The following is a 24,066-nucleotide window of genomic DNA, read 5'->3' on the forward strand; positions in this document are numbered from 1 at the left end:
AAAATCTGAAATATACAATCCTTCACGCTACCACTATTGCTCATTATGTTCTACTTTAGACGGTATATGTTAACTTTCTCGCATGGTATATAATTACATTTTCATCATACAAATGACCTTCTACCGGAAAGGAGTAAAAGGTTTTTTGTTATCAATTATCATTAACATCTATACTAATTGCTAAATTAACTACATTATTTAAAGTAGTTTTATTTTTACTGTCTAACTTATTGCGCAAACGAAATAATATGTAGCTTTGTTGATTTTTCAATCTCCATCATTATTTCAGCCTTATTAATCAGGGTTACATGTTATTTTTCCATACCTCAATGCATCGTAAATAGCACGTCCATCGCTTGAATTTGTTTCTGTATATTTGATCGGCAGTAGCGAGAAGACAATATAATAAACAGAAAAATAGACAAACTGGTAAGAAAAGAGACTTGCTGAAAGGATATCATCCATAACTAAACCATTTATAAGGAAAATAGAAGCTAAATTAGCAATGGCACCTCCAGCATAGACACAAGCATGGGTAAATCGGTTGTCGTATTTTAGTTTTTCATATACACAAAAAGAATCCAAAAAGTAAACAGATTTTATTTTAATTTTCTTCCATTTAAAAATCGTTTTTCCTTTTCCAATGGTAAAATCCACTCTCCCTCCGAAAAAGATCGCCATGATAGAATGACCTAATTGATGAACAAGAGACACAAGTGGTAGTACAAGTAAGAAAGAAAACAAGAACTTAGGCATATCACTGAATCCAAACACACTTCCATCTCCTTTACCATGAAATGATTTAATAAATCGTTGGCTTATTAAAATAGATAAAATCTATTTAATAATGGACAGACTTTTCTCAACAGAGGTTGTGCCTTTTTAATCATATGTACAATCATCCGTTTGGCACCATGAAAGGCCTTTAGTCGGAGGCTAGGACCAACCGTTTTTTAATAAAGCAGTAGGTAAAGTGATCAATAATCTTCAACAGGGCCTATTAAGAAGAATAGCTTCACTTTATTTTCAAACATTCTCCATAACAATAAACGACCCTATGTATCGTAAACAAAGTTACTAAGGTCGCTTATGTTATATTCTGATTTATTATTCTTTTCTCTTTTTCTTTATAATAAAATATTTGGTTTGTCATTAAGTTTCTAACAGAATTTCGTTATCATGATTAATTTGATCGAACAAATAAGTAAGATAAGATTCTAATTCAAATTGATCGTCTTCAACAAAATCATCTAACACAGGCTTACTTTCTTCTCCCATTTTTAATCACTCCAACTTAATTTTTTTCGATTTATTTTGCATGATGCCCGTGATTGTTTTTTTGTCCCATCTTTCTTAGAACAAAGCTTACAATTAACACCAGAATGATTGCTCCAATAATGGCTGGAATGATGGCAAAACCACCAATGACTGGTCCCCAACTTCCCAAGATCAGACCACCTAACCAAGAACCAATAAAACCAGCAATAATATTACCAATAATGCCTCCCGGAACGTCACGCCCTGTAATTAAACCGGCAAGCCAACCGATAATTCCACCTACAATTAGCATCCATAGAATACTCATACATCATTCTCTCCTTTTGAAATAGTTAGTTGACTTTACCCCAGGTTAAAACCTATTAATCCTGTTATTTTTTTCCACAACAAAGTTTTCTTCTTATGTACTAAGATCATATAGCTTTGCTTGCAATCTTTTTTTGTTCTTTTGGACACCTTCTAATGTCTCGTCCATTTTATGAAAAATATAAGTGACTAGACTAACCCCAGCGTATAAATTGCTATCTTATAAACAATGACATTAATATAGGTTTTTTTCATACTATATTTTGGGGGTGAGTAAATGGCAAGAGTAAGTTACCGAAGTGCAGACATTAACTTAATGGCAAGGATGATGCGAGCAGAAGCTGAAGGTGAAGGAAGACTAGGGATGTTATATGTCGGAAATGTAATTGTTAATCGTCTTGCAGCAAATTGTATAGACTTTAAAAATTTAAGAACCGTTTCACAAGTCATTTATCAAGTACAGGGGGGGAACTTTTCGTTTGAAGCTGTTCAAAAAGGCAATGTATTTTATCAAAGAGCGAGAGGTGTTGAAAAAAGATTAGCAAAGCAAAATTTGGATTATTGGAGACAACACCCAGCGAAATTTGCTCTTTGGTATTTTAATCCACATGCTCCGTGCCCTCCAACATGGTACGGTCAACCTGCATCTGGTCAATTTAAAAATCATTGTTATTACGAACCAAAACCTGATACATGTGCTAGTGTTTATAGAGGTTAGATTATCAAGGAGCTATGATTAATTCTGGAGTAGTATGGGGGAGCTGGAAATACAACATTTTAGTCGTAGGTGCTGATAGCTAGCCCTATTTATTCTATGCAACTCTTATAAATCATGTGACAATAGTCCGTTTTAAAAAAATTTTCCCCTCACTGTAGCCTATTTCTTTAATCTTTGTTTTGATGTATTTTTATCTAGCGAAATAAAAAGGGCACTTCCTGGTTAGTAGGTGTTCCTTTGTTTCGCATAAGCAGTTAATCAAATGGAACAAGAAATAGTACTAATAAGGTAAATAAATCATAAAAAAGAGGAAGAGAGTTCTCTTCCTCTTTTTTATAGCTTTATCATTAATATTCCCTGTAATAAACATATTAAATAATGTAACTACGCGATGATATACTTAATGAATTTCAGTAATGCCCGATAGACGAATAGAGAATATATTGTGTTTTTCATCCTCTAGAGAAAGAGTTTGATCATGAAGATTAAGATCATTTACACGTCCCTTACATGTTTGTAATAAACCGTTTTGATAATAGTTAATCGTAATGACACCTTTCTTTCTCAATGCTTTCAATATCATGCTCCGTTCTCCTTTCTTCCTATATAACTAATGTAGAAATGTGTTATTCAAATAAATAATTATCATGCAGAATTTGCGAGAAAATCATACAAGTTAAAAGTTATATTGTTTTATATTATTTAGTATACAACAAACTTATAGGAAACGCTTACATTTTATTGTGTAAACTTTGTGAACTTTCAACAGGAAGAAAGCTCAAAGAATAAAAGAGGAAAAGAAATATATGTCTAGAATCTATATCTATGTTTCAATCCATCTATTGTACCTTCTTGTAAATGAGCTTTTATTTAATGCTTAAAATATCATTTCGATTTTTAGCACAAATTCTTTTTAATTGTTTAACAGGTGGGAATTCCCTGTGCTTAATTCGTTTTAACTTCCATACTTTATGTATGTAGCATACCCTTGTCAATTTACCTCATTGCTTTAACTCGTAAGAGCATTAGTTTTGGAATCCTTCTAATGGATACGCAAATTAATAATTGTACTTGGAAACGGAGCGATACGATGAATAAGACGTATGATGTCATCATTACCGGTGCTAGAGTTGCCGGCTCTACCCTTGCTATTTATCTTGGAAAGGCAGGTTTCCATGTGTTGTTAGTAGACCAAGCGACCTTTCCAAAGGATACATTATCAACCCATACTTTTTTCAATAATACTGTCGCTCTTCTTCGAGAAATCGGTGTCATGGACAAATTATTGAAAACAAACGCCCCACCGGTACAGGATATTAAATTTCAATTTGAGGATACCGCGATAGAAGGACGCATCCCTAAGGTTGACGGAGAAGAAAGTTGTTACTGCATTAGAAGAACTTATCTCGATCAGATCCTACTTGAACAAGCCAAATCACAAATGAATGTAACCGTTCTAGAAAGGTTTCGTGTGACGGATGTTATTCATGATGACGATACAGTAGTAGGGGTGGAAGGTATAGATGGCAATAACGAGAAACAAGAATTTTTAGCTCGCATGGTAGTCGGGGCAGACGGCCGATCCTCAATTATCCGCAGGCTGGTAAAAAGTGAAATCAAAATAAGCATTTCGGCAAAAGTCGGCATCTATTTCGGGTACTTCTCTGAATTTCGCCATGACAATGTCCCTAAATTTGAAGTATACAAGATAAAAGATAACACAGCCATTCTCTTTCCAACAAATGATAATTTATATGTTATTGCCGGCATTTTCCCATTAGAAAACAAGGAATTGATAGGACGATTGAAATTAAATCCAGAAAGCTGTCTACGCAATTTTTTAACAGATAACTTTCCGAATACAACAATAGGGACGCGTTTAAAAAATGCAGAACTAGTAGAACCGGTTAAAGGCATTCTCGGATATGATAATTACTGGTATAAAGGGATGGGAAAAGGGTGGGCGTTAGTTGGAGATGCAGTTTGTTTTAAAGATCCTGGCATGGCACAAGGTATCCATGATGCTATATGTGGAGCACGTATATTATCCAATATTCTCTCAAAATATAAGGGGCAATCTGAACAATCAAATCAAATATCTGAAGAATATCAAAAGGCAATAGAAGACGAGTTTATGGTTCGGTTTCACATGGGATGTCAAATTTCGCAGAATGAACGCATCTCTGAACAACAGAATGCTGTCAATAAGCTAATCAGTTCTCATCCAGTGGCTATAGAGAAATTTTTAGGGATTTATAATTACTCAAACGAGCCCGATGCTTTAGAAAAAGAACTCACACGAATTATGCAGTCAATCTAGCAAAAATTTTGAAATTGACCTAAGAGTTTTCAAGAATTAGCAATGAGGGGAAGGTAAACCGAGAGCAGAAAGGGATATATTGAAAACAAAGATAATATTCTGTTACGATTAGCACATTTTATCTAAAACATACTCAATATAAAAAGCCACTTGTATGCAACAAGTGGCTCTTTGTTACGTTGAATACATTAAATTATTCCCATCACTATTAGAGAAGTTTATGAATCTGCAAAGGATGGTGTTAGCTAATAATAGTCAGATAGAAATGGAAGAGAAATAACGGCAAGAAATAGCAAGAGCAAATGTGTATGTGTGTGATTTATAGGATGGCATATACACACATAACAATAAAGATAGCCAATACATAAAGTTCCACCATGTAAATATAGCATTTTCTCATTATTTCATATAATAAGTAACTAGCTCGTAGCAACGTTCTCTAGTCATTTCGTGTAAAATACGGGCTTCTTCAGCATAAGCTAAAGTTCCGCCTCCAGCTTCTTTCAACTCTTTTTGAGAAGCAGCATCTCTATCTTTAATCCATTGACGTTGTTTAATTTTTAGATCATTCATCTCTGATGCAGATAATTGTTTTTTTAATTCGCCATAGATGTCGTTCAACACTTGGTCCCACATTTGATAATTTGCTCCAGAAGCTTGTCTTCTGTCACCATCGATTTGGTCATTAACTGGTTGTACTTCACTAGTTCTAGTCTGTTCTAATAAATCTAAATAATAAGCTTTTTTGCTATTAGTTATGGTTGTAGCTGGACTATTTGTTGATGGAGTGCTTGAAGTTGGACCAGTCTTTGATACAGTAGTAATCGGTCCATTCTTAGCTATATCAGTTAAGTATAATTGGTTATTGATAAGCACGGCTGTGTACATCCAATTATATTTATTTGTTTTTTGAGATCCATCTGGTTGTATAACAGATACAGTCTCTACAGTTTGTATGTTATAAAGAGGCCCATCAGAAGAGTTACCTGCTTTTGTAAAATTTACTACAGAATAATCTACCCAGTTCTCTTTAATACCCTTCTTATATAAGTTGCTTACTAATGATTGTTGGTCACTATATAACGAACCTTTTAAAACCTGTGCAACGTTACTGAACTGGCCTGTATTAATTGCAGTTGTTAGTCCATTTATGTAATCAGCCATTACTAGAGCTGCTGTATCTTTAGTAACAAAAGCGTCATCGGAGACTGTATTTGAATTAGTTGGGTTTTGCTGATTACTATTTTTGTGAACAGCACTCCCATGATCACTACCTTTTATAGTTGAAGGTTCCCCAGTATTATTGTCTGTAGCATTATTACTATCTTGATTCGCTTTATTAGCACTATTATCACTGGTCTCCTGGCTACTAACCTCTCCAGTTTCCCTTGATTTTGAATCGACTTTTTCTTCTTGTTGACAGCCAGAAACCAGTAAAGAAATTGCCGTAATTAATAAAAAAACACCTTTTTTATACATAGCTGTTCCCCCTCTAAAAGTTGTTAATTTCATGTGTATTTTACCAATATTAAAAGATAGTATAACAACGTTTTATTCCTTAGTAATGATATTATTTAGCAGTGAAATATTATAATTTTTTCAAAACAGTTTATTAATAATTAATTCGTAAAAAACAGTCTCAAAGTAAGAGACTGACATCTTATTCATTATGCTAGAGCAAGAATACTTTATTTAGCACATTATTATAACGACATCATCTGCCGCCCAATACTATCTCCTTGACCAACATCAATGTAATGAACTTTCATGGTTTTAGGCGTTGCAGCGTATGAGGAAGCTGGAGCTGCAACAATTCCTATTCCTATAGCGAGTGAAGAAACAATTTTGATAACACGACTTTTCATTGTTTTATCCCCTTTTGATAAATGTATTTTTATTTGCATTGTTCATTTATAGCAAAATTAATTTTACTACACGAAATCATAAGTTAATATAAAGTAAATTGAATATTTTTACTTATAAAGGTGTAAAAAGTCGTGTTATACATGAGAATTAGTAGTAAAATGGAGGTAAATAGTAATGAAATGTACTGTTTTAGGAATTTTAGTAGATTGACATTTTAAAATGACCTTATCTTTTCACCTCTAAGATACAGAAACATTAGTTTCAAACAGTCATTCTTAGCTTTTTTTATATTGAGACCGAAACTCAGAACAAAGAGTTGTTTGCCTTTCTCAAGATGATGTTGATCACCTTATTAAGTTCTTGCAGCACTTAAACAAAAAGAAAGTCCCTTTATTATTTATCTAATTATATTCAATTAATGGGTTATTAAAAATATCTTGTACCTAACAGGAGTAACAAGTTTTTCAATGTGAACGTATCGAATTAGAACGCGTGATATAGGAAGAAGAAATCTAGTCGTGATATATACTAATAACAAACATAAATATGATGGAGGGCATTATGACGAAACGATTAGATTTACGTGTCGACTTTGCGTTTAAATCGTTATTTGGCACCCATGGAAATGAATCCATTTTAGCTGCCTTTTTAAATGCGGCACTTCGCTTTCCAGATGAGAAGAAGATTCAAACGGTTCAGTTATTAGATCCGCATTTTAATAAAGAAAACCAAGAAGATAAACGTTCGATTTTAGATGTACACGCGCAATTAGAGGATGGAAGCCGCGTTAATATTGAAATTCAACTTAATAATAAGCTGATATGGAAAAGCGAACACTCTATTATTGGTCCAAAATGTATAGTAGCCAAATGAAGGAAGGCATGGATTACGGAGAGCTTTGTAAAACCATTACAATTAATATTGTTAACTTCCGTTATTTGTCCCACATTCATGATTATCACTCAACTTTCTAGCTTTATGAGCGTGAACAAAAATTACTCTTAACTGATATGCTGGAAATTCATTTTATGGAGCTACCTAAGTTATTAATTAAATGGCGTAATAGAGAGGTAGATCCTCGAAAAGATCAACTTGTGCGATGGTTATTATTACTTGAAGCATCTGAAGATGAAGAAATCACTCAAGTATTGGAGGAGATTGCGATGCAAGAAGATCAGGTATTAAAGAAAGCAATGGATGAATGGGAACGTGTGAGCCAAGATCCAGAAGTATTACTTGCTTATGAAGCAAGACGAAAAGCTCTTTTAGATGAAAAATCTGCTTTAAAAAGAGCAGAGAAACTGGGAGAAGAGCGAGGAGAAAAAAAGGGGATTCAGAAGGTTGCTTTAGGCATGATTCAAGAAGGTATAGACAGTAAAATGATAAGTAAATTGACAGGTCTTACAATAGAAGACGTGGAGAAACTTCGTTACCAATAAATATCAATAAAAAGAGCTGTATCGTAAGATACAGCTCTTTTTATTATAGATTAGGTACTTATTTTTCGTTACTCAGATAAAATAACAAACCTCTTGTTCTAGAAGGAATTTTGTACTATTTCATAGAAAGTGGCCCCTTGGTGCAACTATAAGTACAAGATTAAAAAATAAATCTTACTGTTCCTTTAAATCTTTCTCCACCTGTATGCTAATTTTAGTAAGGTATTCTTCTTCGTTATTAGTTTTCATCGAATCGTACAAGTACTCTTCATACGCGTCACCTACAATAGAATAGCCTTCTGTCTTAATAAAATTAGTTACATGGAGGTAGGAAGACTCAATATTTTTATAAGGTCCTTCGTGATAATAAATGGCATAAAGACCTTCTGGCCTTGATTGTCCTGTGTCCAACTCACTATAAGAAAATAAATAATCAACCCTCTCAAACCTCTCTTGAATTAGGGTATCTTTTGTTAGTAAAGATCCAATAGGTACCGGAACTTGCAAACCTATCTGTTTTCCAAAATGATTATATTGCTCTGACCATTCTTCTACAGTATTCATGCCCTCATTTGAGGTTTTATTGCTTAGAAGGATGTACTTTTTCTCCGTTTTTTGGACATAAACTTTTCCAAATTCGACACCTTTCAGTTCCTCTTCCGTTGAAATAATCTGCTTAAAGAAACGTTGAATTTGAAGCAATTTTTCAATTTCTTTTTCTACTATAACGGTTTGCTGATTTGCCATTTGAATAAATTTATGAGTGTTTTGGGAACTAAGATATTCTTTTAGCTCCTCGATTGATACACCTAATTTCCGAAGAGACTGGAGTGTAGAGAATGATTTAATTTGATCATAGGTATAATAGCGATAACCATTTAAAAGTTTCCCCGCAGGTTTGAAAAGATTAATTTTATCGTAATAAAATAATGTATCTTTCTTCACTCCCACGTAGCTAGCAAATTCTCCTGTAGTTAAAGTTTTAGTTTTTCTCTCCAAGTTGAAAACTCCTCTTGACTATAGACTAACTCCATACTTCATACTCTACCATAAGCAAACGCTATATCATATGACATGGAAGGTACATCAAGCTATATAAGCTTTTGCATAGCAATCTATACAGACGGAGGTTTCCATATGAGTAAGACAAAAAGAAGTACACTATACCTCTTACTTATAAACATATTTATTGTTTTTTTAGGAATTGGTTTAGTCATACCTGTACTACCGAGTATTATGAATGAATTGAACATTAGTGGTACAACTGTTGGTTATTTAACAGCAATATTTGCCCTAACACAATTAATTATTTCTCCATTTGCGGGGAAAGCAGCTGATAAATTTGGCCGTAAAATCATGATAGTAATAGGATTATTTATCTTCAGTCTATCAGAATTATTATTTGGAATAGGGGAAACAATCGAGTTATTGTTCGTATCACGTATTTTAGGCGGTGTTAGTGGTGCTTGTATTATGCCTGCTGTGACAGCTTTTATTGCAGATATAACAACATTAGAAACACGCCCAAAGATGCTAGGATATATGTCAGCAGCTATTACTACTGGATTAATTATAGGGCCAGGCGTAGGTGGCTTCTTAGCTGAGATTGGCACGCGAGTACCCTTTTACTCAGCTTCAGTTCTTGGATTTGTTGCTGCAATCTTATCCGTTAAGCTGTTAAAAGAACCCGCGTCTCCTCAAGAAGAAGTAGAGGTCAAAGGACTAATAGAAAAAAAGATGGGCTTAAAGAAGATATTCATGCCTATGTTCTTTATTGCTTTTGTAGTCATTTTTGTATCGACATTTGGGTTAACAGCATTTGAGTCATTCTTCAGTTTATACGTTGATCATAAATTCGCGTTTAGTCCATTGGATATTGCTATTTCAATCACAGGCGGTGCCATTATAGGTGCAATATTTCAGATTGTACTATTCGAACCGTTAGTAAAGTACATGGGTGAAATTAATATGATTCGTTGGTCATTGGTAGTATCTGCGATTTTAGTTTTTACAATGACATTAGTGAGCTCTTACTGGACGGTTATGACAGTCACATTTACCGTATTTATAGGTGCGGATCTCATTCGCCCAGCCGTAACAACGTACTTATCACGCATTGCTGGTAACGAACAAGGCTTTGTTGGAGGAATGAACTCTTTTTTCACTTCCCTGGCCAACGTATTTAGCCCCATCTTAGGTGGCATTTTATTTGATATTAATATTAATTACCCCTACTATTTCAGTACAGTTGTCATTATCATTGGTTTAGCCATCACTATACTATGGAAAAAACCTAAGACTGAAGAGTTAAACCTATCTAAAAAGAGTACCTTGTAAACTCTTATATGTAAATCTGATTTCTCATCTATTTCATGAAAAATGGGCTATTAAGACAACTACCAGCATATAAAAACCCATTACTTCTTACATAATTAGCTCCCCCTTACTTACTGGGGTAAGAGTTCTTTTTATTTTTCGATTGGACAGGCAAGCTTACTGCAGTAGCTACATAGTATCTAAAGGCTATCTACTTCGTTAGCGTTACTGCGTTAATACAAGCTTTATGTATGATTGGAGCTAATTTCGAAAGGAGGTTATTGTTAATTTGTTTTTGATAATAGTCTTGATAACAAATCATCAAAGATTTTACGATCAAAAAATGAGAAAATAAAACTTATTAAATACATTCGTTTTTGAGATTGGTAACACAGAAAAATGTCATTCTTCAACTTACTTAAGGTGGCTTTTTATTTCGAGAACCGAATATTTAAGAAACTCGCTTGATTATTGAATATCATTGCAAAGCCTTATTGAACAAAGGCTTCCTCTACCTTCTAATAATTAAGCGATTAAAAATTTTTAGCTTTTCTATACTAGGGGTCACGTCACCAAAAGTAAAAAGTTACACGTTTAGATACATTTTATGCGGTTACCTGTATGTTAAGGAACTAGATATTGTTATTTTATTATTCTTTTACCTTTACTTAGTAATTTAAAAATACTGCTATTATAGCAGTATTTTTGTTAATGTAAAAAATCTAGAAATACGCAAAAAATAATATTATTACTCTCATCTTCAAGCAATAATATTATTTTTTATTTTTGTCTAAGGACTTCAATGCGTTTCGATACTCATTATCATTCATTTCCTGTTTCTCTTTATTACTGCCTTTAGCTAAATTAGACACTGCTTGACGAAACATTCCATCTTTTTCTCCTGTATGGAGACTTTTCCTTTGCTCGTGAGTAGGTGGTTCATGAGGAATTTCATTTCCTACTTCTACTTCAATTTTCTTTCCACTTTCATCAACAACTGCTTCTTTATATTTTTTAGTAAGACTAATGAATACAATAAGAATTGCTAATGTCAAAACAAAATAGATGGAGAGTGCCAATAAGGCTAGTCCAAGTCCTGCCTCCAATCTTCCATCATAATAAAGTAATGCCCTTATTCCATCCACAATATATCTTGTAGGTAGAATATAACTGAACAGTCGATGGACGGTAGGTAATGTTGATAGAGGAAATGCTCCGCCACTAGAAAATATCCCCATAAAATTCACCGGGAACATTACTAACATTCCCCATCCACCTAAAAATACTGCTATCGTTTTAAATAACAAAAACATGGTTGTACAACTAAAGAAAGTAAACAGGAATATCGTCCAAATGTTTGAAGCATGTGCACTCCCAAAAATTCCAAATACCCCTAGTTGAATAAAAATTGAAACACAGAAAGTTAAAATGATACCAAAAATTATTTCTGATGTAAGGACTTCAGATTCACTTAATGCAGATCCCCTTTTCTTCAAAATGCCATTACTTCGCAAAAGATATCCATGTATCATATTTGCACCCAACATTCCAGTAATAGATGATATAAGGGCCATGACAAACGGTGTCATTCCTTTATTAAGATTAACCGGCAGCCTCAGTACATTTTTGGAAACAACCTGTACGGGGTTTTCTAATAATGAAGCATTCTCTGGTGCTACTCTCATTCCTTTTTGCAGTAATTCATTTTTTAGTTGGCTACTAATTCCTTTAGAAGCAGTTAAAGCGACTGTCTGAAGGGTATTACTCGCAATCATGGATGCAGTTTGCCCAATCCCTTCGTTCAATAAAATTTCTAAATCAGCAGGTTTATCATTTGTAAGACCGGAAATAAGCGTATCATGGACTCGATCAAGACTTTTTGAATAGTCTGAAGGGATAATTAATGCGCCATATGCCTTGTTATTTCTTATATCAGTGAATGCTTGTTTCCTACTTTTATCAACTTCCCATTTAAAAGAGTTCCCATTTTGCTTTTCGATAAGATTTAATAATATGGCATCGCCAACTTTTCCCTTATCTTCATTTACAACAATTAGAGGAACATCAGACATGTTTTGTTTTGCACCTTTAAATATAGGCAGATATACAAATACCATGACTAACATTAATAATGATATTAACCAAATTGGAAACCATGAGGAGCTTAATTTAAACAATTGCTTCACGATTCAATTCCCCTAACAATGGATATTTTTTATTCATTTTATTATGTCCAGTTTGGTATCGATTATTAGGTTATAAAAAGACACCTTTCATAGTTACAGGAACGTTTCTTTTGTTGGAGAAAATTAATATTTCTTCAGTCTTTTATTTTCAAAAAGACTTTCTGAGTTGTCGCATTTGAAACATCGTAGAAGAACAGAGGAGCATACCAACGAGTTGTCCATATATGTGTGTTTTCGTGTATGCATGCATCAAGTAGTAGCTTAAACGATTCATTTGTTGATTGGCTACAGCAAACAAACAGGTGGAGGCTTGTCCAGACAAAAGAAAATGGGGAGAGCCTCGAACTTAAGCCAAGATATCTTTCCATATTGTTTAACCATTTTACATACATTTGATAGTGGGATGCCGATTCGCTCCATTGGCATTTCCTTATCAAACACTAGCATTCAAGAAGAGGAGCAAATGAGCTTATTTGAGGATATCGATCAGCGTGAAAGAGCCTATGCTTTTGCTAAAACGATTGATGACATTCGGCTGCGTTATGGCAAGAATAGTGTACTACGTGAGTCTAGTCACCTTCCTCACTCGACAGATCGTTATCGAAATAGTCTTACAGATTAATTTCACCTTAATTGAAGCCTTACATATTATAAAAAAGGGCAGTACATAACAGAGACAAGGTTCATTCAGTTTGTCGATTCCCTTAGTAATTGATTTTTTTATTGATAACGTATTTGAGTTAAAGAATAAAATGAGATTAAGCGAATTCATTGATGCTCGTTTTATGTAAGGATAAAATAAAAACGTATTTAAAATAAGCACTAACTAAAATAGGAAATAGTCAGTGCTTATTTAGATAAAGTATTAGTTATTTTTTTCTACTGTATGGCGTTATGTTTATTATCGATTTCATAACTGTTTTCTTTTATATTATTACATTTTAAAATTTTTGAATGATAATAACTCCGACAATGATTAAAACTACTCCTATTACTCTAGGAATGCTTAAAGAGTGCACATGCACTCCTATTAATCCAAAATGGTCAATTAAAGTAGAAGCAACCATTTGACCTGCAAGAATGTAAGCAACTGTAGCAGTAGCTCCTAGACGAGGTATAAGTACAATAGAAGCAACTACATAAAAAGCTCCTAACAGGCCTCCGGTCCATACCCACCACGGTGCTGCGAACCATTCTTTATTTACACTCATACCTTTTCCAAATAAAGATATAATAAGCAAAATAATTGCACCAACTATAAAAGAAATAGTCGAAGCAATGATAGGGGAATGTACGACAGATCTCAATTGAGCATTGACACTAAATTGAGTAGGTAAAGCCATGCCAGCTAATATTGCAAATATAATTAAAAAAATTATCATTATATTCCTCCCACACCTCTTTTATATTCAACAGAGCTGATTGCTACTGAGAATTGTTACTATTTATCCTATGTTTAATCTGTAAATAAACGTAAATTATTAATGTCTATTTCAGTATTTAAGATATCTCTTCATTAAGAATTTTATTTACTTCTTCAATAATTTTAAAATATGACGGTTAGCTATACCTCATTACTTGTCTGGCAATGTTCATTTATTCAACAAATAAGGTATACGGTTACTATTTCAACAAACAAAAAGCGCATTCCTATGTTGATTTATAGAAATGCAGCTTTTTAAGTTGTTATTTTATGTTTTAAATATAAACACCCACCAGATTATCTATTAAGGTGTGAAACGTTTTGCTTCACTCTCTTCTGGATAATCTAATTCATTTGGTGTATAGCTAATGAGTTGGATTAACATTCCCCAAGGTGCACGATCATATACAAAATGTGCATTTTTCCCACTAAGGAATTTCCAGTAATAAAAAGCCCAATTACTCAATTTATTGACTGAGAAACTGGGCTTTTTCGTTACTACATAAAAGTGTCCAATCGTTGAAGTTTATTACTAAAATCTTCTTGCAGATAAGCATGCCTAAGTGTAAATACAGCATTTTAAACGGTCATCTGTTTTTTAAAATTTTACTCAGAGATTGATCGAATAGGGTAACAATCAGAATAAAACAAATGATTAAACTAAATAGTGCTAGATGATGGATTCCTTTTGTATTTGCTTCAGATTTAAAAAACAATCCGTTTGTGGCAGAAGAAAGTATAGTTCCCATGTACATAAAGGTTCTTAATAAACCAGCTGAAGCACCAATGTGTTTGGGCGAAGCCTGAAAATAGACAGCATTTTGGTTAGCTAAATTCAATATCCCTTGGGGAATTCCAAATAGAATAGCAATGATAACAAGATAAACCAGACTGCAAAATGACTATCTATCCTCGTATTTCTAGATTTCGAGCTGTTAAATAGGTCTTACAAAGGATACCCTTGACTTCTTTTAGGTTGGGCGTTGAAATAAAAGGAGAATACATTTATTGTTAAATAGGTGAACATATTAACATTTTTAGTAAATAGGTGGTAGAGAAATTGCAGGGGGATAAAGGTGTTTTACAACAAACTTTACTTATAGAGATAGAAAAAGAGAGGGAAAAGATGATTCAAGTAGCACGAGAAGAAGGTATAACAAGTGATGGCACACTTCAAGTGAGCCGATCCATTGATCAATTGTTGAATGAATTACAGAAGGTAAGCTTAACGAAGTAAGTATTCGTCTCTTTATAAATAAGAAACGATCGCTTTCTCTCAGCATTGGCCTAGCAAGAGAAAGCGATAGCTTTTTAGTAAGTGGTGATTAACTTACTAATCGACTTGTAAATTATAAATAATTTGGATAATAAAGTAAAGGTGTTTTTATATTTTTATTTATATATAAAAAGCTATCTCGACATTAACAAACGAGATAGCTTTTTAGTAGGAATGCTAATTATAAAGTACCAAAATATAACCGCATGTACACAACAGCACATTTTTGCTATAAGGACTAATGGTTAGGTACACTGCCATATGTATAAAAGGTAGGTTTTTTATACATTATCCTCTCAACTGATAAACGGAAAAAATCAGTTATACCAAAGACGTATAAGAAACTGTATATCCAATAAAAAAAACTTCCAAGAACCCTTATCTATAAGGGTTCTTTCGCTTGCTTGGTTCCTTGAAGAGTGATTATGATAACTAAGATTGTATATGATATTTATAGCGTTTGCTTGTTTTAATCCCATATTCTAGGGCGATCAACCCCCATGATCCTTAGATATTGTAAGAGTTGTCCAGCATGTACGGATTCATGATAGCCTATCCGCATCAACATATCACCTAGGGAACGAACGTAGCCCACATCTGAACGGTCTATTTGAATAGTTGTTAAATCTTCTTCAGAAAAAGTACTAATCATTTCTAAAAATTGTTGGTGGTATGATTTTGCAAATTCTAATTCATCTTTTACAGAATTTAATGGTCTCTTTTCGAAAGGAGAATTAAATTCCCTTAGACTACCTGAATTTTTAATAGCTAAGTGGTAGTAATATTCTGATTCTAAAACATGACGGATCATTTCTAAACATGGCATAGCCCCTTTATCCGGATTCCAATCGAGTTTATCTTCAGGAATTGCTTCCCAAACCTTTATACTTCTTCTTCTAATCTCTTTTAAATTTATTAATATTATATCTGTTACATTCATCTGTGCTCCCCCTTTTATCAATATTTTGCATAATTTCTCTAAAATAAAAATGTGAATTTCTAGCTAAACTTATTTCGAGTACTTCTGGTTCTTATAAAATCAATTATGATAACTAGAACTATTCTATTAGGAATAATAAACGGTTATAAAAATTAATTAAATACTATTTGTTTCTTGATTAATTTACATTTAATGTTAAAAATGATCATTTTTAACTAAAATTAAATTTAGTGATTTTAGCATTTTATTACATTTTAAATATTTATTATATTTATGGTATAGGGGATTTAGAGTAACCAGCTATAACATTTGACAAAAAAACTGTTATTTCATCTGGATTTTACACATGGGTACTAACACCGGTTCGCTTGTTCAACCATATTACCAAAATGTAAATAATAAGGGAGTGAAGGACTTGCAAGTAAAACGTTGCCTTTCCGCATTGTGTTTTCTTTTTGTTATGATGGGATTTATAGCAGTGCCCACGAACGGGGCGTATGCAGAAAAAGAGTATACAATTAAAACATTTGATTATGTAACTGTCGATGGAAAAGATGTAGATTCTCAGGTCAAAATGAATAGCATTTCTAACAAAGATATACAAGTAACCATGGTTCTACCTAAACAGAATAAAGAAGGCGCTTGGTTGGCATATGGGTTTACGAGCCGGGAGGCTTTGAACGCATTTATTGAGAAAGATAAACAGAGACTTCAAAACAAAGTCACCATGATGGGCAGTGGTGCTTGTTGTACGGATTTCTACGAGTCTAAAAATAAAGGAGGCCAGTACATTTATTGGAGAGACGGTTTTAAAAACTTGCCTTCCAGCTGGAACGACAGAATTTCGTCTTTAAGCACGGCATCACCTTCTTCAAGCTATTCAACGACTCTCTGGGAGCATACTTCATCTCAAGGGTATGGCAAAGGAGTCTCTTTTAGACACTCTGATTGGTATGGTAAAACTGCCAATATGGCTTCAGATTGGGATAACAAAGCTTCGGCAATTGAAATAAAATAAACAAGAGATTATGAGCGAATAAGTAAAGATTTCTTAAAACCACTATTCTCTCACTTATTTAGAAAAAGCGAGGGAATAGTGGTTTTTTATGGACTTTGTCTCAATCTGAGCAAAGGTTTCTTTTAGAATTTATTTATTTAACCTTGTTGATTTAGAAGTAAATTTCTCTTTATTTTTAAACAAGTTAACTCCATAACCTGCAAGACCTCCAATAATTGCAGGGAATATCCAACCCAATCCAATATGGTAAAGAGGAAGATAGTAAGTAAATAATTGGTCAATACCAGGGATGTGTAAGCCAAAATCATTTAATCCATCTACCAGGCTTACAACAAACGTTAAGAATAGGCTACCTTGGTATACCTCAGCACATCCTTTAAATAAAGAATGAAGGAATGTCAAAAAGATTAGCACAATTGCTAATGGATAGAGAACTGTTAAAACAGGTACTGAAAAAGAAATTAATTGATTTAATCCGACATTTGCGATTATTGCGCTAAATATGGATAGGCTAATCGCAATTTTCTTATAAGAAATAGATGGTAATAATTTATGGAAATAAGAAGAGCATGCAGTAATAAGTCCTACGCTAGTTGTCAGACAAGCTACTGTAATCATTAAGCCTAGCAGTACGCCTCCGTATTCTCCAAAATAATAATTAGATACTTTTGCTAAGACCGCACCTCCGTTATCTAAATGCCCAAGCTTTTCTACACTTGAAGCACCCATATATGAAAGGGCAGAATAGATAGTTGCAAGAATAATAGCAGCAATTCCCGTAGCTTTTAGGCAAACAGTTATAATTTGCTTCTTTGTTTTAGCGCCTTTTTCTTTAATTGCATTGATAATAATGATTCCGAAAACGAAAGATGCAAGAGTATCCATTGTTAGGTATCCTTCTTGGAATCCATTAAAAAAAGAGTTTGTTACATATTTTTCTGTAGGTGCTTGAAATTTTCCAATAGGATGAATAAAAGCTACTAGAACTAGAATTCCAATGAATGTTAATTTAATTGGCGTTAAGAATTTTCCGACAATATCGACAATTTTCGCCGGATTGAGAGAAAAAAAGCATGTAATACTGAAAAATATAATAGTAAATATGAGTAAAGCTATAGAACTAGAGCCTTCAGAAATGAAAGGTTTAAGTCCAATTTCAAAAGAGACATTACCTGTTCGTGGGATAGCAAATAAAGGTCCAATAGCTAGATAAAGAACAGTTGTAAATACTAAACCAAAGATAGGATGTACGCGACTTGCTAATGATTGTAAATCTTCCTTTCCGGAGAATCCAAAAGCTAGTACACCAAGTAAAGGCAAGCCTACTCCAGTAACTAAAAAACCCGCATTTGCTGACCAGATATTTGCTCCCGCTGACTGACCGAGCATGGCAGGGAATATTAAATTTCCAGCTCCAAAAAATAATGCAAATAACATTAAACCAATGATTACTATAAAAGAAAACGGTACTTTGTGTGACACGGTGAAACCCCCATTAATAATATTCTTCATAAAAAATTAAATTTTCAGACAACTTAAACTACAAATAACTTATCTTTTTTGTATTATAAACAGTCAAATTACATATTTCAATATAAAAAATAAACTTTTTTGATAAAATTTAAAAAATTATCAATTTTCCGTTCATTATGCATTGTTAAAATAAAAATAATATTAAAAACCAAAATCTTTATTCAAATCGCGTACATTAAGTAGTTTAATATGGTTATTATCTTTTGAGAAGACCATAAATAATATTCAAAACGCGTATATTATTCTGTTAACTAATGAGATTTAATTACATGCAAGAAAGTTTATAAATATAGTACTACGAAACTTATAAAGCTTTTGAAAATGGGCTAAATATCTAAAAGTAAAATCAATTATTTAATATCTATAAAATACATAATAAATTTTATAGATACTGAAAAGACCTTATTAACATATTAATTAAGGTCTTTTTATCATTATTTCTTATTCCGATTAAAGCCAACGATGTATATTACTTTCAAAGCACTTGATTTGACCTTATCTTTTTCTTTTGAATCCAAAACTCACTATATAAGCTATTGCTAATGAGATAAAAGCAGCAATACTAGACTTTATGTAAGAAATCTCTAAAGCCCAAAGGCCGTATTTGTCTGCATTTAAACGATACATAGACCACCACTGTCCATTTTCACCTTTAAAAAATGAGAAGATAATCCATAAAAGAACTAAAAACAAAAACCATGAAAAAAAGATAATATAGTTAGTCATTTTCTTATTCATTTGCTATCTCCTTTATCTTCCAAATTTACTCGTGATATTCTTGTCTTCTATTATATTAACAATAATCGGGAAAACTTTAGAGTTTTTATTGAATAAAGAACGTTTGTTCGTATATAATAGAGAACAAACGTTCTTTATTTGAGGAGTTATTCCAATGGATTATGAATATCTACCAAACAGGGTCATTATTTGTATTGATATGAAAGCATTCTTTGCTTCGGTTTCATGCGTGATACGTAGGCTAGATCCATTAAAAACAAGGTTGGCAGTTGTAGGAGATACAAAGCGGTCGGGATCAGTTGTGTTAGCTGCCACACCCTTATTAAAGAAAGAAGGGATCAAAACAGGCAGCCGTCTTTTCGACATTCCTAGAAGGAAAGATATCCATGTCGTAAATCCATCCATGGAAAGGTATGTCAAGGCTTCGAACTATGTTTCTAGTTTGGTATTACAGTATGTGGCTCCTGAGGATTTTCATGCGTATAGCATTGATGAGTTGTTTATTGATGCCACAGCTTCTTTGCATTTATTCGCTCCCACACCAAAAGAATTAGCCCGTAAAATCATTAAAGAGATTTATCGCAAAACACGGCTGACAGCTACTGCAGGCATAGGTCCCAATCTCTTACTGGCTAAGGTGAGCTTAGATCATGAGGCCAAGAATAGCACAACAGGGGTAGCTTATTGGCGATACGAAGATATTCCTTTCAAATTATGGTCGATTCACCCAATGAAGGATTTCTGGGGAATCTCGTCCGCTACGGAAAGACGCTTAAATCGTTTAGGTATTCACTCCATAAAAGAACTCGCTCTTTCTTCTGTAGAGATGATACGTAAAGAATTTGGTGTCTTAGGAGAGGAAATCCACCAACATGCAAATGGAATTGATTTTAGTCGCATTTCTGACGTGTATATTCCGAGCTCTCGATCATTCGGGAAGAGTCAAATTCTGTTTCGAGACTATACAAATCGAAAAGAAGTAGAATTGCTGCTATTAGAACTATTAGACGATGTGTGCTTTCGTTTACGTATGCATCAAGTCGTGGCACAAACTATTCATTTATCCATTGGCTACAGCAAACAAACAGGTGGCGGCTTCTCAAGACAAAAGAAGATGGGGCGGGCCTCGAGTCTAAGTCAAGATATCTTTCCTTATTGTTTAACCATCCTACACACATTTGATAGCGGAATGCCCATTCGATCGATTGGAATTTCTTTATCGAACACTAGTATTCAAGAAGAAGAGCAAATGAGCTTATTTGAAGATATTGACCAGCGTGAAAGAGCCTATGCGCTTGCTAAAACAATTGATGAAATTCGTATGCGTTATGGGAAGAATAGCGTTCTGCGAGCTTCAAGCCATCTCGAGCATTCAACAGCTCGTTATCGAAACGGCCTTTTAGGAGGTCATAAAGCATAAAGGAGGAAGATGACATGCAAAACAGAGGAATGAAAAAATGGCGACCGTTTGCCACTATGCCCGAGCAATACAGAGGATTACAGGAAATGATAAAAAAACAAGCAGAGGTACCTCAACCTTTTTTAACAGAAGATCAAATGGAACAGATTAATTTCATCTTGGTTGAAGCCTTACATACAAATAAACAAGTCTACCTTACATATTACAAGAAAGGTCAATGCATAACAGAGACAGGATTCATTCAGTTTATTGACTCCCAAGGGAAACTAATTGTCTTCATTGATGATGCATTTGAGTTAAAGAATAAAATGAGATTAAACGTACTTATCGATGTTCGGTTCGTATAGGTTAGATGCATGAAGGCAGTAAATTATAAACGATTATTAGAAGCCAGCTTTCTCTTTGAGCGTCCCCAACTATGCTGTTACTTTATTGAGAAGAAATCAAATTCATAAGCGTCCTTTCTTAACAAACATAAGATTTACGTATTAGTGTTTTTATGAAAAATTAGGCCTAAACTTTTACTAATCATTAATTTATAACAAAGGGGAAAAACCGTTTTTTCTTTTATTGGATCATACAGGAAATATAATGCATGCATAATCTAAAATTAGTTTTTTAGGGGAGAAACAACAATGAGTTCTACATACAACCATTTAGAAAATACTAAAAAAGGAGTTACCGAGGGGTAACTTCTTTTTTAGTTATGGTTACTCACGTCATTCTTATCTTTCATAAGGAGTTGCTTTAACCGTTAAGGAATATTATAACTTCTCGTCCAATTTATAAAGAGATATGTGAAGACCATCATAAGCATATAAAAGACAGGTACAACTTGCATCACTAACTACTCTTTATTTACCTAAATAGCTACATATTATCTGAAAAATTACGACTTCGTTACCTACTCATTCGGCCTTTATAGTGGCTAGAGTTCTATATCATATACAGAACTAATTTAAATAAAGACATTATCAAATTAAAATAAAAAGCCACCTCTAATTACTATAGAGAGGTAGCACATAATGAAAGTTTAATAAAGATAGAAACATGTTAATTATGGCCAACTACTGAGTGTGGTACATATGGCTCTTTAAGAAACGCAATTTCCTCAGCTGTTAGCTTAACCGATAAAGCACCTACAGCACCTTCAAGATGTGATATTTTTGTAGCACCAATTATAGGGGCTGTTACTGGTTCTTTCTGCAGTAACCAGGCAAGTGCGATTTGTGTACGAGGTATACCATATTTTTCTGCCATGAACGTTACTCTCTCTACAACCAATCGATCTGCGTCCACAGTCGCATCATATTTAGATTTTTGAATTTGATCTGTCTCAGAACGATGTGTTGTTACTGACCAGTCACGTGTTAATCTCCCGGAAGCAAGAGGGCTATAATGATTGGATTTTAGAAATTGATGTTGAAGAAACAAAAACACAGTATTTGAAAAAAGGGGATTTGTGCGATTGTCTATATTGTCTAAACTTCTATGAAGCTATGAAGTCACGATCAGAGATAGAGTTTCAGTTTTTTAACCGACTAGGTATTAATCCTTCTCAATGTAATCTCTTATCACATTTTGACCCTCAAGAAAATGGACTCCACTTCTATATTGGCTGCTATCATATGGTAGGTAAGGTATCTAACAAAACACCTCTTAACATTATGAATTCAGATGGTGCAATTGAAATAAGCAATAACTTACATATTGGCTTTTCCAACGATTTAGAATTTGTCCCTGGCGGATTTACCAGACCCGTACTTCAACTTGATTTTGAGATAGAAGTCCCTTGGGTACTTGTTGAAAAGCCAAATTAAAGTAATGTCAAATCTAATAAATTTGTTTCTTAAAAAACCTATTCATTACGGTAACTAGAGTTAGTATTTTTATTCCAGTATAGGATAATCCAAATTTAGCCATATTAAATTGTAGTATTAAAAAAGGTTAATACATATGAAAAATTCTTAAAAGGTGGATGTTATATGCTTGATTCTAAAACGATTGAAATTGTCCAATCAACAGTGCCAGTTTTGAAAGAACATAGTAAACAAATAGGAAAGAGATTTTATGAATTGTTATTTGAAAAAGCGCCAGATTTATATAATATGTTCAATCAAACAAATCAAAAAAGAGGAATTCAACAGGAAGCGTTAGGATATGCCGTGTATGCTGCAGGGGAACATATTACAAACTTAGAAGCCATTAAACCTGTAATTGAACGGATTTCACAAAAGCATCGTGCGATAGGGGTGAAGGCAGAACAATATCCAGTCGTTGGTGAAACTTTACTTCAAGCAGTAAAGGATGTTTTGGGAGATACAGCTTCAGATGAGATTATTGAAGCATGGGGAAAAGCGTACGGATATATTGCCAATGCTTTTATTGAGCTAGAAGAAGCTCTCTACGAAGAGACAGAGAGTCAACCTGGAGGTTGGGAAGGATATCAAAGCTTTTATATAGATAAGAAAGTAGAAGAAAGTGATAATGTAACATCTTTTTATTTAAAAGCTAAAAATGAGAAAGAAATTGCCTCTTATAAAGCAGGACAATACCTTACATTAGCAGCAAATGTTCCGGGAGAGAAATACACGCATATTCGCCACTATAGTCTTTCTGAAGCCCCTGGAAAGGATTATTATCGAATCAGTGTAAAACGAGAAGATGGGCATGACGGTGCGCCAGCAGGAATCGTGTCAAACTATTTACATAAACAAGTTCAGACAGGAGATACTCTTAAGTTCTCAGCTCCCGCTGGAGATTTTGTACTTGATCGCAGTGAACTTCCGGTTGTGCTAATTAGTGGAGGTATAGGTATTACACCTTTGCTTAGTATGCTGAATACCATCGTAGAAAACCAACCTACACGTAAGGTTACCTTTCTTCATGCAAGTATTAATGGGAAAACGCATGCTTTTAAAGAACATGTGGCTCAACTAAATAGAAATAACGAAAATGTTACCTCCTTCATCTGTTATAGCTCGCCTAATGAAGGGGATCGACTTGGCACTGATTTTGATAAAGAGGGTTATATTGATTTAGAATTGTTACAATCCGTTGTTCCTTCAAAAGAAGCTGTCTTTTATTTCTGCGGATCGATTCCGTTTATGGAAGCTATTCTTAAAGCATTACATAGATGGGATATACCAAACGAACGTATTCATTACGAGGTATTTAGCCCTGTAGCCATTTTAGGAGAAAAATAAAGAAGTAATTGTTACCAGTAAACGGAAAATGTTCGATTAAAACACACGTCCTGTTTAAATAAATATGCTGTAAAAAAGCACTC

General features: G+C 33.7%; 22 protein-coding genes and 2 pseudogenes. 11 read left to right on the forward strand and 13 right to left on the reverse strand.

Going from position 1 to position 24,066, the window contains the following annotated elements:
• Nucleotides 1-294 precede the first annotated feature (294 nt).
• The 3 genes from BG04_RS20550 to BG04_RS20555 form a co-directional block, all read right to left on the reverse strand.
• Entirely contained in the window at nt 295-774 is a 480-nt protein-coding gene (locus BG04_RS20550; RefSeq protein ID WP_034652893.1) for a site-2 protease family protein, read from the reverse strand.
• 378 nt (nt 775-1,152) lie between these two features.
• The gene (locus BG04_RS31690; RefSeq protein WP_255323595.1) at nt 1,153-1,278 is read right to left on the reverse strand and encodes a hypothetical protein; all 126 of its coding nucleotides are present in this window, start codon (nt 1,276-1,278) and stop codon (nt 1,153-1,155) included.
• 31 nt (nt 1,279-1,309) lie between these two features.
• Nucleotides 1,310-1,585 carry a GlsB/YeaQ/YmgE family stress response membrane protein gene (locus BG04_RS20555; protein WP_034652892.1) on the reverse strand — a complete coding sequence of 92 codons (276 nt, stop codon included), beginning with the start codon at nt 1,583-1,585 and terminating at the stop codon, nt 1,310-1,312.
• A 276-nt stretch (nt 1,586-1,861) separates the two neighbouring features.
• Here BG04_RS20555 and BG04_RS20560 point away from each other — a divergent pair, with 276 nt between their 5' ends.
• Nucleotides 1,862-2,302, forward strand: coding sequence for a cell wall hydrolase (locus BG04_RS20560; RefSeq protein WP_013084397.1), 441 nt, complete (start codon nt 1,862-1,864; stop codon nt 2,300-2,302).
• Between the two features lie 400 nt (nt 2,303-2,702).
• Here the strand turns inward: BG04_RS20560 and BG04_RS20565 are convergent, their stop codons facing one another.
• Nucleotides 2,703-2,885, reverse strand: coding sequence for a YolD-like family protein (locus BG04_RS20565; RefSeq protein ID WP_016765083.1), 183 nt, complete (start codon nt 2,883-2,885; stop codon nt 2,703-2,705).
• Between the two features lie 507 nt (nt 2,886-3,392).
• Between BG04_RS20565 and BG04_RS20570 the strand changes: the two genes are divergently transcribed.
• Nucleotides 3,393-4,622, forward strand: coding sequence for an NAD(P)/FAD-dependent oxidoreductase (locus tag BG04_RS20570; RefSeq protein WP_034652889.1), 1,230 nt, complete (start codon nt 3,393-3,395; stop codon nt 4,620-4,622).
• A 399-nt stretch (nt 4,623-5,021) separates the two neighbouring features.
• Here the strand turns inward: BG04_RS20570 and BG04_RS29110 are convergent, their stop codons facing one another.
• Together BG04_RS29110 and BG04_RS30355 are read right to left on the reverse strand one after the other, a co-directional pair.
• Nucleotides 5,022-6,101, reverse strand: a complete 1,080-nt coding sequence (locus BG04_RS29110; protein ID WP_051975615.1) for a lysozyme inhibitor LprI family protein — start codon at nt 6,099-6,101, stop codon at nt 5,022-5,024.
• A gap of 224 nt (nt 6,102-6,325) precedes the next feature.
• Nucleotides 6,326-6,487 carry a hypothetical protein gene (locus BG04_RS30355; protein ID WP_016765086.1) on the reverse strand — a complete coding sequence of 54 codons (162 nt, stop codon included), beginning with the start codon at nt 6,485-6,487 and terminating at the stop codon, nt 6,326-6,328.
• 562 nt (nt 6,488-7,049) lie between these two features.
• Here BG04_RS30355 and BG04_RS30360 point away from each other — a divergent pair.
• Nucleotides 7,050-7,927: pseudogene (locus BG04_RS30360) on the forward strand (Rpn family recombination-promoting nuclease/putative transposase).
• A 174-nt stretch (nt 7,928-8,101) separates the two neighbouring features.
• Here BG04_RS30360 and BG04_RS20585 read toward each other — a convergent pair.
• Complete coding sequence (locus tag BG04_RS20585) at nt 8,102-8,926, reverse strand: MerR family transcriptional regulator (protein WP_034652888.1); 825 nt, start codon at nt 8,924-8,926, stop codon at nt 8,102-8,104.
• A 138-nt stretch (nt 8,927-9,064) separates the two neighbouring features.
• On the opposite strand from BG04_RS20585, the gene norA reads away from it, so the two are divergent.
• Entirely contained in the window at nt 9,065-10,264 is a 1,200-nt protein-coding gene (gene norA, locus BG04_RS20590) for a multidrug efflux MFS transporter NorA (RefSeq protein WP_034652886.1), read from the forward strand.
• 752 nt (nt 10,265-11,016) lie between these two features.
• On the opposite strand, the gene BG04_RS20595 is transcribed toward norA, so the two are convergent.
• Nucleotides 11,017-12,429 carry an ABC transporter permease gene (locus tag BG04_RS20595; RefSeq protein WP_034652885.1) on the reverse strand — a complete coding sequence of 471 codons (1,413 nt, stop codon included), beginning with the start codon at nt 12,427-12,429 and terminating at the stop codon, nt 11,017-11,019.
• Nucleotides 12,430-12,706: 277 nt separating this feature from the next.
• Here BG04_RS20595 and BG04_RS20600 point away from each other — a divergent pair, with 277 nt between their 5' ends.
• Nucleotides 12,707-13,051 (forward strand): DinB/UmuC family translesion DNA polymerase, encoded by a 345-nt coding sequence (locus tag BG04_RS20600; protein WP_256656499.1) that lies wholly within the window; start codon nt 12,707-12,709, stop codon nt 13,049-13,051.
• A gap of 319 nt (nt 13,052-13,370) precedes the next feature.
• Here BG04_RS20600 and BG04_RS20605 read toward each other — a convergent pair whose 3' ends face one another.
• Nucleotides 13,371-13,811, reverse strand: coding sequence for a DMT family transporter (locus BG04_RS20605; RefSeq protein WP_016766641.1), 441 nt, complete (start codon nt 13,809-13,811; stop codon nt 13,371-13,373).
• A 1,101-nt stretch (nt 13,812-14,912) separates the two neighbouring features.
• Between BG04_RS20605 and BG04_RS20610 the strand changes: the two genes are divergently transcribed.
• Complete coding sequence (locus tag BG04_RS20610; protein ID WP_034652883.1) at nt 14,913-15,089, forward strand: aspartyl-phosphate phosphatase Spo0E family protein; 177 nt, start codon at nt 14,913-14,915, stop codon at nt 15,087-15,089.
• Nucleotides 15,090-15,597: 508 nt separating this feature from the next.
• On the opposite strand, the gene BG04_RS20615 is transcribed toward BG04_RS20610, so the two are convergent.
• Nucleotides 15,598-16,068 (reverse strand): DinB family protein, encoded by a 471-nt coding sequence (locus BG04_RS20615; RefSeq protein WP_016766645.1) that lies wholly within the window; start codon nt 16,066-16,068, stop codon nt 15,598-15,600.
• A 460-nt stretch (nt 16,069-16,528) separates the two neighbouring features.
• Here BG04_RS20615 and BG04_RS20620 point away from each other — a divergent pair, with 460 nt between their 5' ends.
• A complete protein-coding gene (locus tag BG04_RS20620; protein WP_034655218.1) occupies nt 16,529-17,086 on the forward strand; it encodes a hypothetical protein in 558 nt (185 codons plus the stop codon).
• A gap of 129 nt (nt 17,087-17,215) precedes the next feature.
• On the opposite strand, the gene brnQ is transcribed toward BG04_RS20620, so the two are convergent.
• The gene (brnQ, locus tag BG04_RS20625) at nt 17,216-18,568 is read right to left on the reverse strand and encodes a branched-chain amino acid transport system II carrier protein (protein ID WP_034652882.1); all 1,353 of its coding nucleotides are present in this window, start codon (nt 18,566-18,568) and stop codon (nt 17,216-17,218) included.
• A 546-nt stretch (nt 18,569-19,114) separates the two neighbouring features.
• Nucleotides 19,115-19,357, reverse strand: a complete 243-nt coding sequence (locus BG04_RS20630; protein WP_034652881.1) for a hypothetical protein — start codon at nt 19,355-19,357, stop codon at nt 19,115-19,117.
• A 154-nt stretch (nt 19,358-19,511) separates the two neighbouring features.
• Between BG04_RS20630 and BG04_RS20635 the strand changes: the two genes are divergently transcribed.
• Complete coding sequence (locus BG04_RS20635) at nt 19,512-20,777, forward strand: Y-family DNA polymerase (protein ID WP_034652879.1); 1,266 nt, start codon at nt 19,512-19,514, stop codon at nt 20,775-20,777.
• A 14-nt stretch (nt 20,778-20,791) separates the two neighbouring features.
• On the forward strand, nt 20,792-21,124 hold the full coding sequence (locus BG04_RS20640) for a YolD-like family protein (protein ID WP_034652878.1): 333 nt from the start codon (nt 20,792-20,794) through the stop codon (nt 21,122-21,124).
• A 706-nt stretch (nt 21,125-21,830) separates the two neighbouring features.
• On the opposite strand, the pseudogene BG04_RS29945 reads toward BG04_RS20640, so the two are convergent.
• Nucleotides 21,831-22,175: pseudogene (locus BG04_RS29945) on the reverse strand (aldo/keto reductase); the annotation flags it as partial.
• 101 nt (nt 22,176-22,276) lie between these two features.
• On the opposite strand from BG04_RS29945, the gene BG04_RS20650 reads away from it, so the two are divergent.
• Together BG04_RS20650 and hmpA are read left to right on the forward strand one after the other, a co-directional pair.
• On the forward strand, nt 22,277-22,597 hold the full coding sequence (locus BG04_RS20650; protein WP_162267402.1) for a hypothetical protein: 321 nt from the start codon (nt 22,277-22,279) through the stop codon (nt 22,595-22,597).
• Between the two features lie 165 nt (nt 22,598-22,762).
• Entirely contained in the window at nt 22,763-23,983 is a 1,221-nt protein-coding gene (gene hmpA / locus BG04_RS20655; RefSeq protein ID WP_034652874.1) for an NO-inducible flavohemoprotein, read from the forward strand.
• Nucleotides 23,984-24,066: the final 83 nt, after the last annotated feature.

This window comes from Priestia megaterium NBRC 15308 = ATCC 14581 (assembly GCF_000832985.1).
In the GTDB taxonomy this organism is placed as follows: Bacteria; Bacillota; Bacilli; order Bacillales; family Bacillaceae_H; genus Priestia; species Priestia megaterium.

What these genes read in the sequence shown, in the direction of transcription:
- BG04_RS20605 (WP_016766641.1), bottom strand. Translation starts at nt 13,811, where the DNA reads ATGATAATTTTTTTAATTATATTTGCAATATTAGCTGGCATGGCTTTA.
- BG04_RS20635 (WP_034652879.1), top strand. Translation starts at nt 19,512, where the DNA reads ATGGATTATGAATATCTACCAAACAGGGTCATTATTTGTATTGATATG.
- BG04_RS31690 (WP_255323595.1), bottom strand. Translation starts at nt 1,278, where the DNA reads ATGGGAGAAGAAAGTAAGCCTGTGTTAGATGATTTTGTTGAAGACGAT.
- BG04_RS29110 (WP_051975615.1), bottom strand. Translation starts at nt 6,101, where the DNA reads ATGTATAAAAAAGGTGTTTTTTTATTAATTACGGCAATTTCTTTACTG.
- hmpA (WP_034652874.1), top strand. Translation starts at nt 22,763, where the DNA reads ATGCTTGATTCTAAAACGATTGAAATTGTCCAATCAACAGTGCCAGTT.
- BG04_RS20630 (WP_034652881.1), bottom strand. Translation starts at nt 19,357, where the DNA reads ATGAATAAGAAAATGACTAACTATATTATCTTTTTTTCATGGTTTTTG.
- BG04_RS20570 (WP_034652889.1), top strand. Translation starts at nt 3,393, where the DNA reads ATGAATAAGACGTATGATGTCATCATTACCGGTGCTAGAGTTGCCGGC.
- BG04_RS20560 (WP_013084397.1), top strand. Translation starts at nt 1,862, where the DNA reads ATGGCAAGAGTAAGTTACCGAAGTGCAGACATTAACTTAATGGCAAGG.
- norA (WP_034652886.1), top strand. Translation starts at nt 9,065, where the DNA reads ATGAGTAAGACAAAAAGAAGTACACTATACCTCTTACTTATAAACATA.
- BG04_RS30355 (WP_016765086.1), bottom strand. Translation starts at nt 6,487, where the DNA reads ATGAAAAGTCGTGTTATCAAAATTGTTTCTTCACTCGCTATAGGAATA.
- BG04_RS20640 (WP_034652878.1), top strand. Translation starts at nt 20,792, where the DNA reads ATGCAAAACAGAGGAATGAAAAAATGGCGACCGTTTGCCACTATGCCC.
- BG04_RS20650 (WP_162267402.1), top strand. Translation starts at nt 22,277, where the DNA reads ATGAAGTCACGATCAGAGATAGAGTTTCAGTTTTTTAACCGACTAGGT.
- BG04_RS20615 (WP_016766645.1), bottom strand. Translation starts at nt 16,068, where the DNA reads ATGAATGTAACAGATATAATATTAATAAATTTAAAAGAGATTAGAAGA.
- BG04_RS20555 (WP_034652892.1), bottom strand. Translation starts at nt 1,585, where the DNA reads ATGAGTATTCTATGGATGCTAATTGTAGGTGGAATTATCGGTTGGCTT.
- BG04_RS20620 (WP_034655218.1), top strand. Translation starts at nt 16,529, where the DNA reads ATGATGGGATTTATAGCAGTGCCCACGAACGGGGCGTATGCAGAAAAA.
- BG04_RS20565 (WP_016765083.1), bottom strand. Translation starts at nt 2,885, where the DNA reads ATGATATTGAAAGCATTGAGAAAGAAAGGTGTCATTACGATTAACTAT.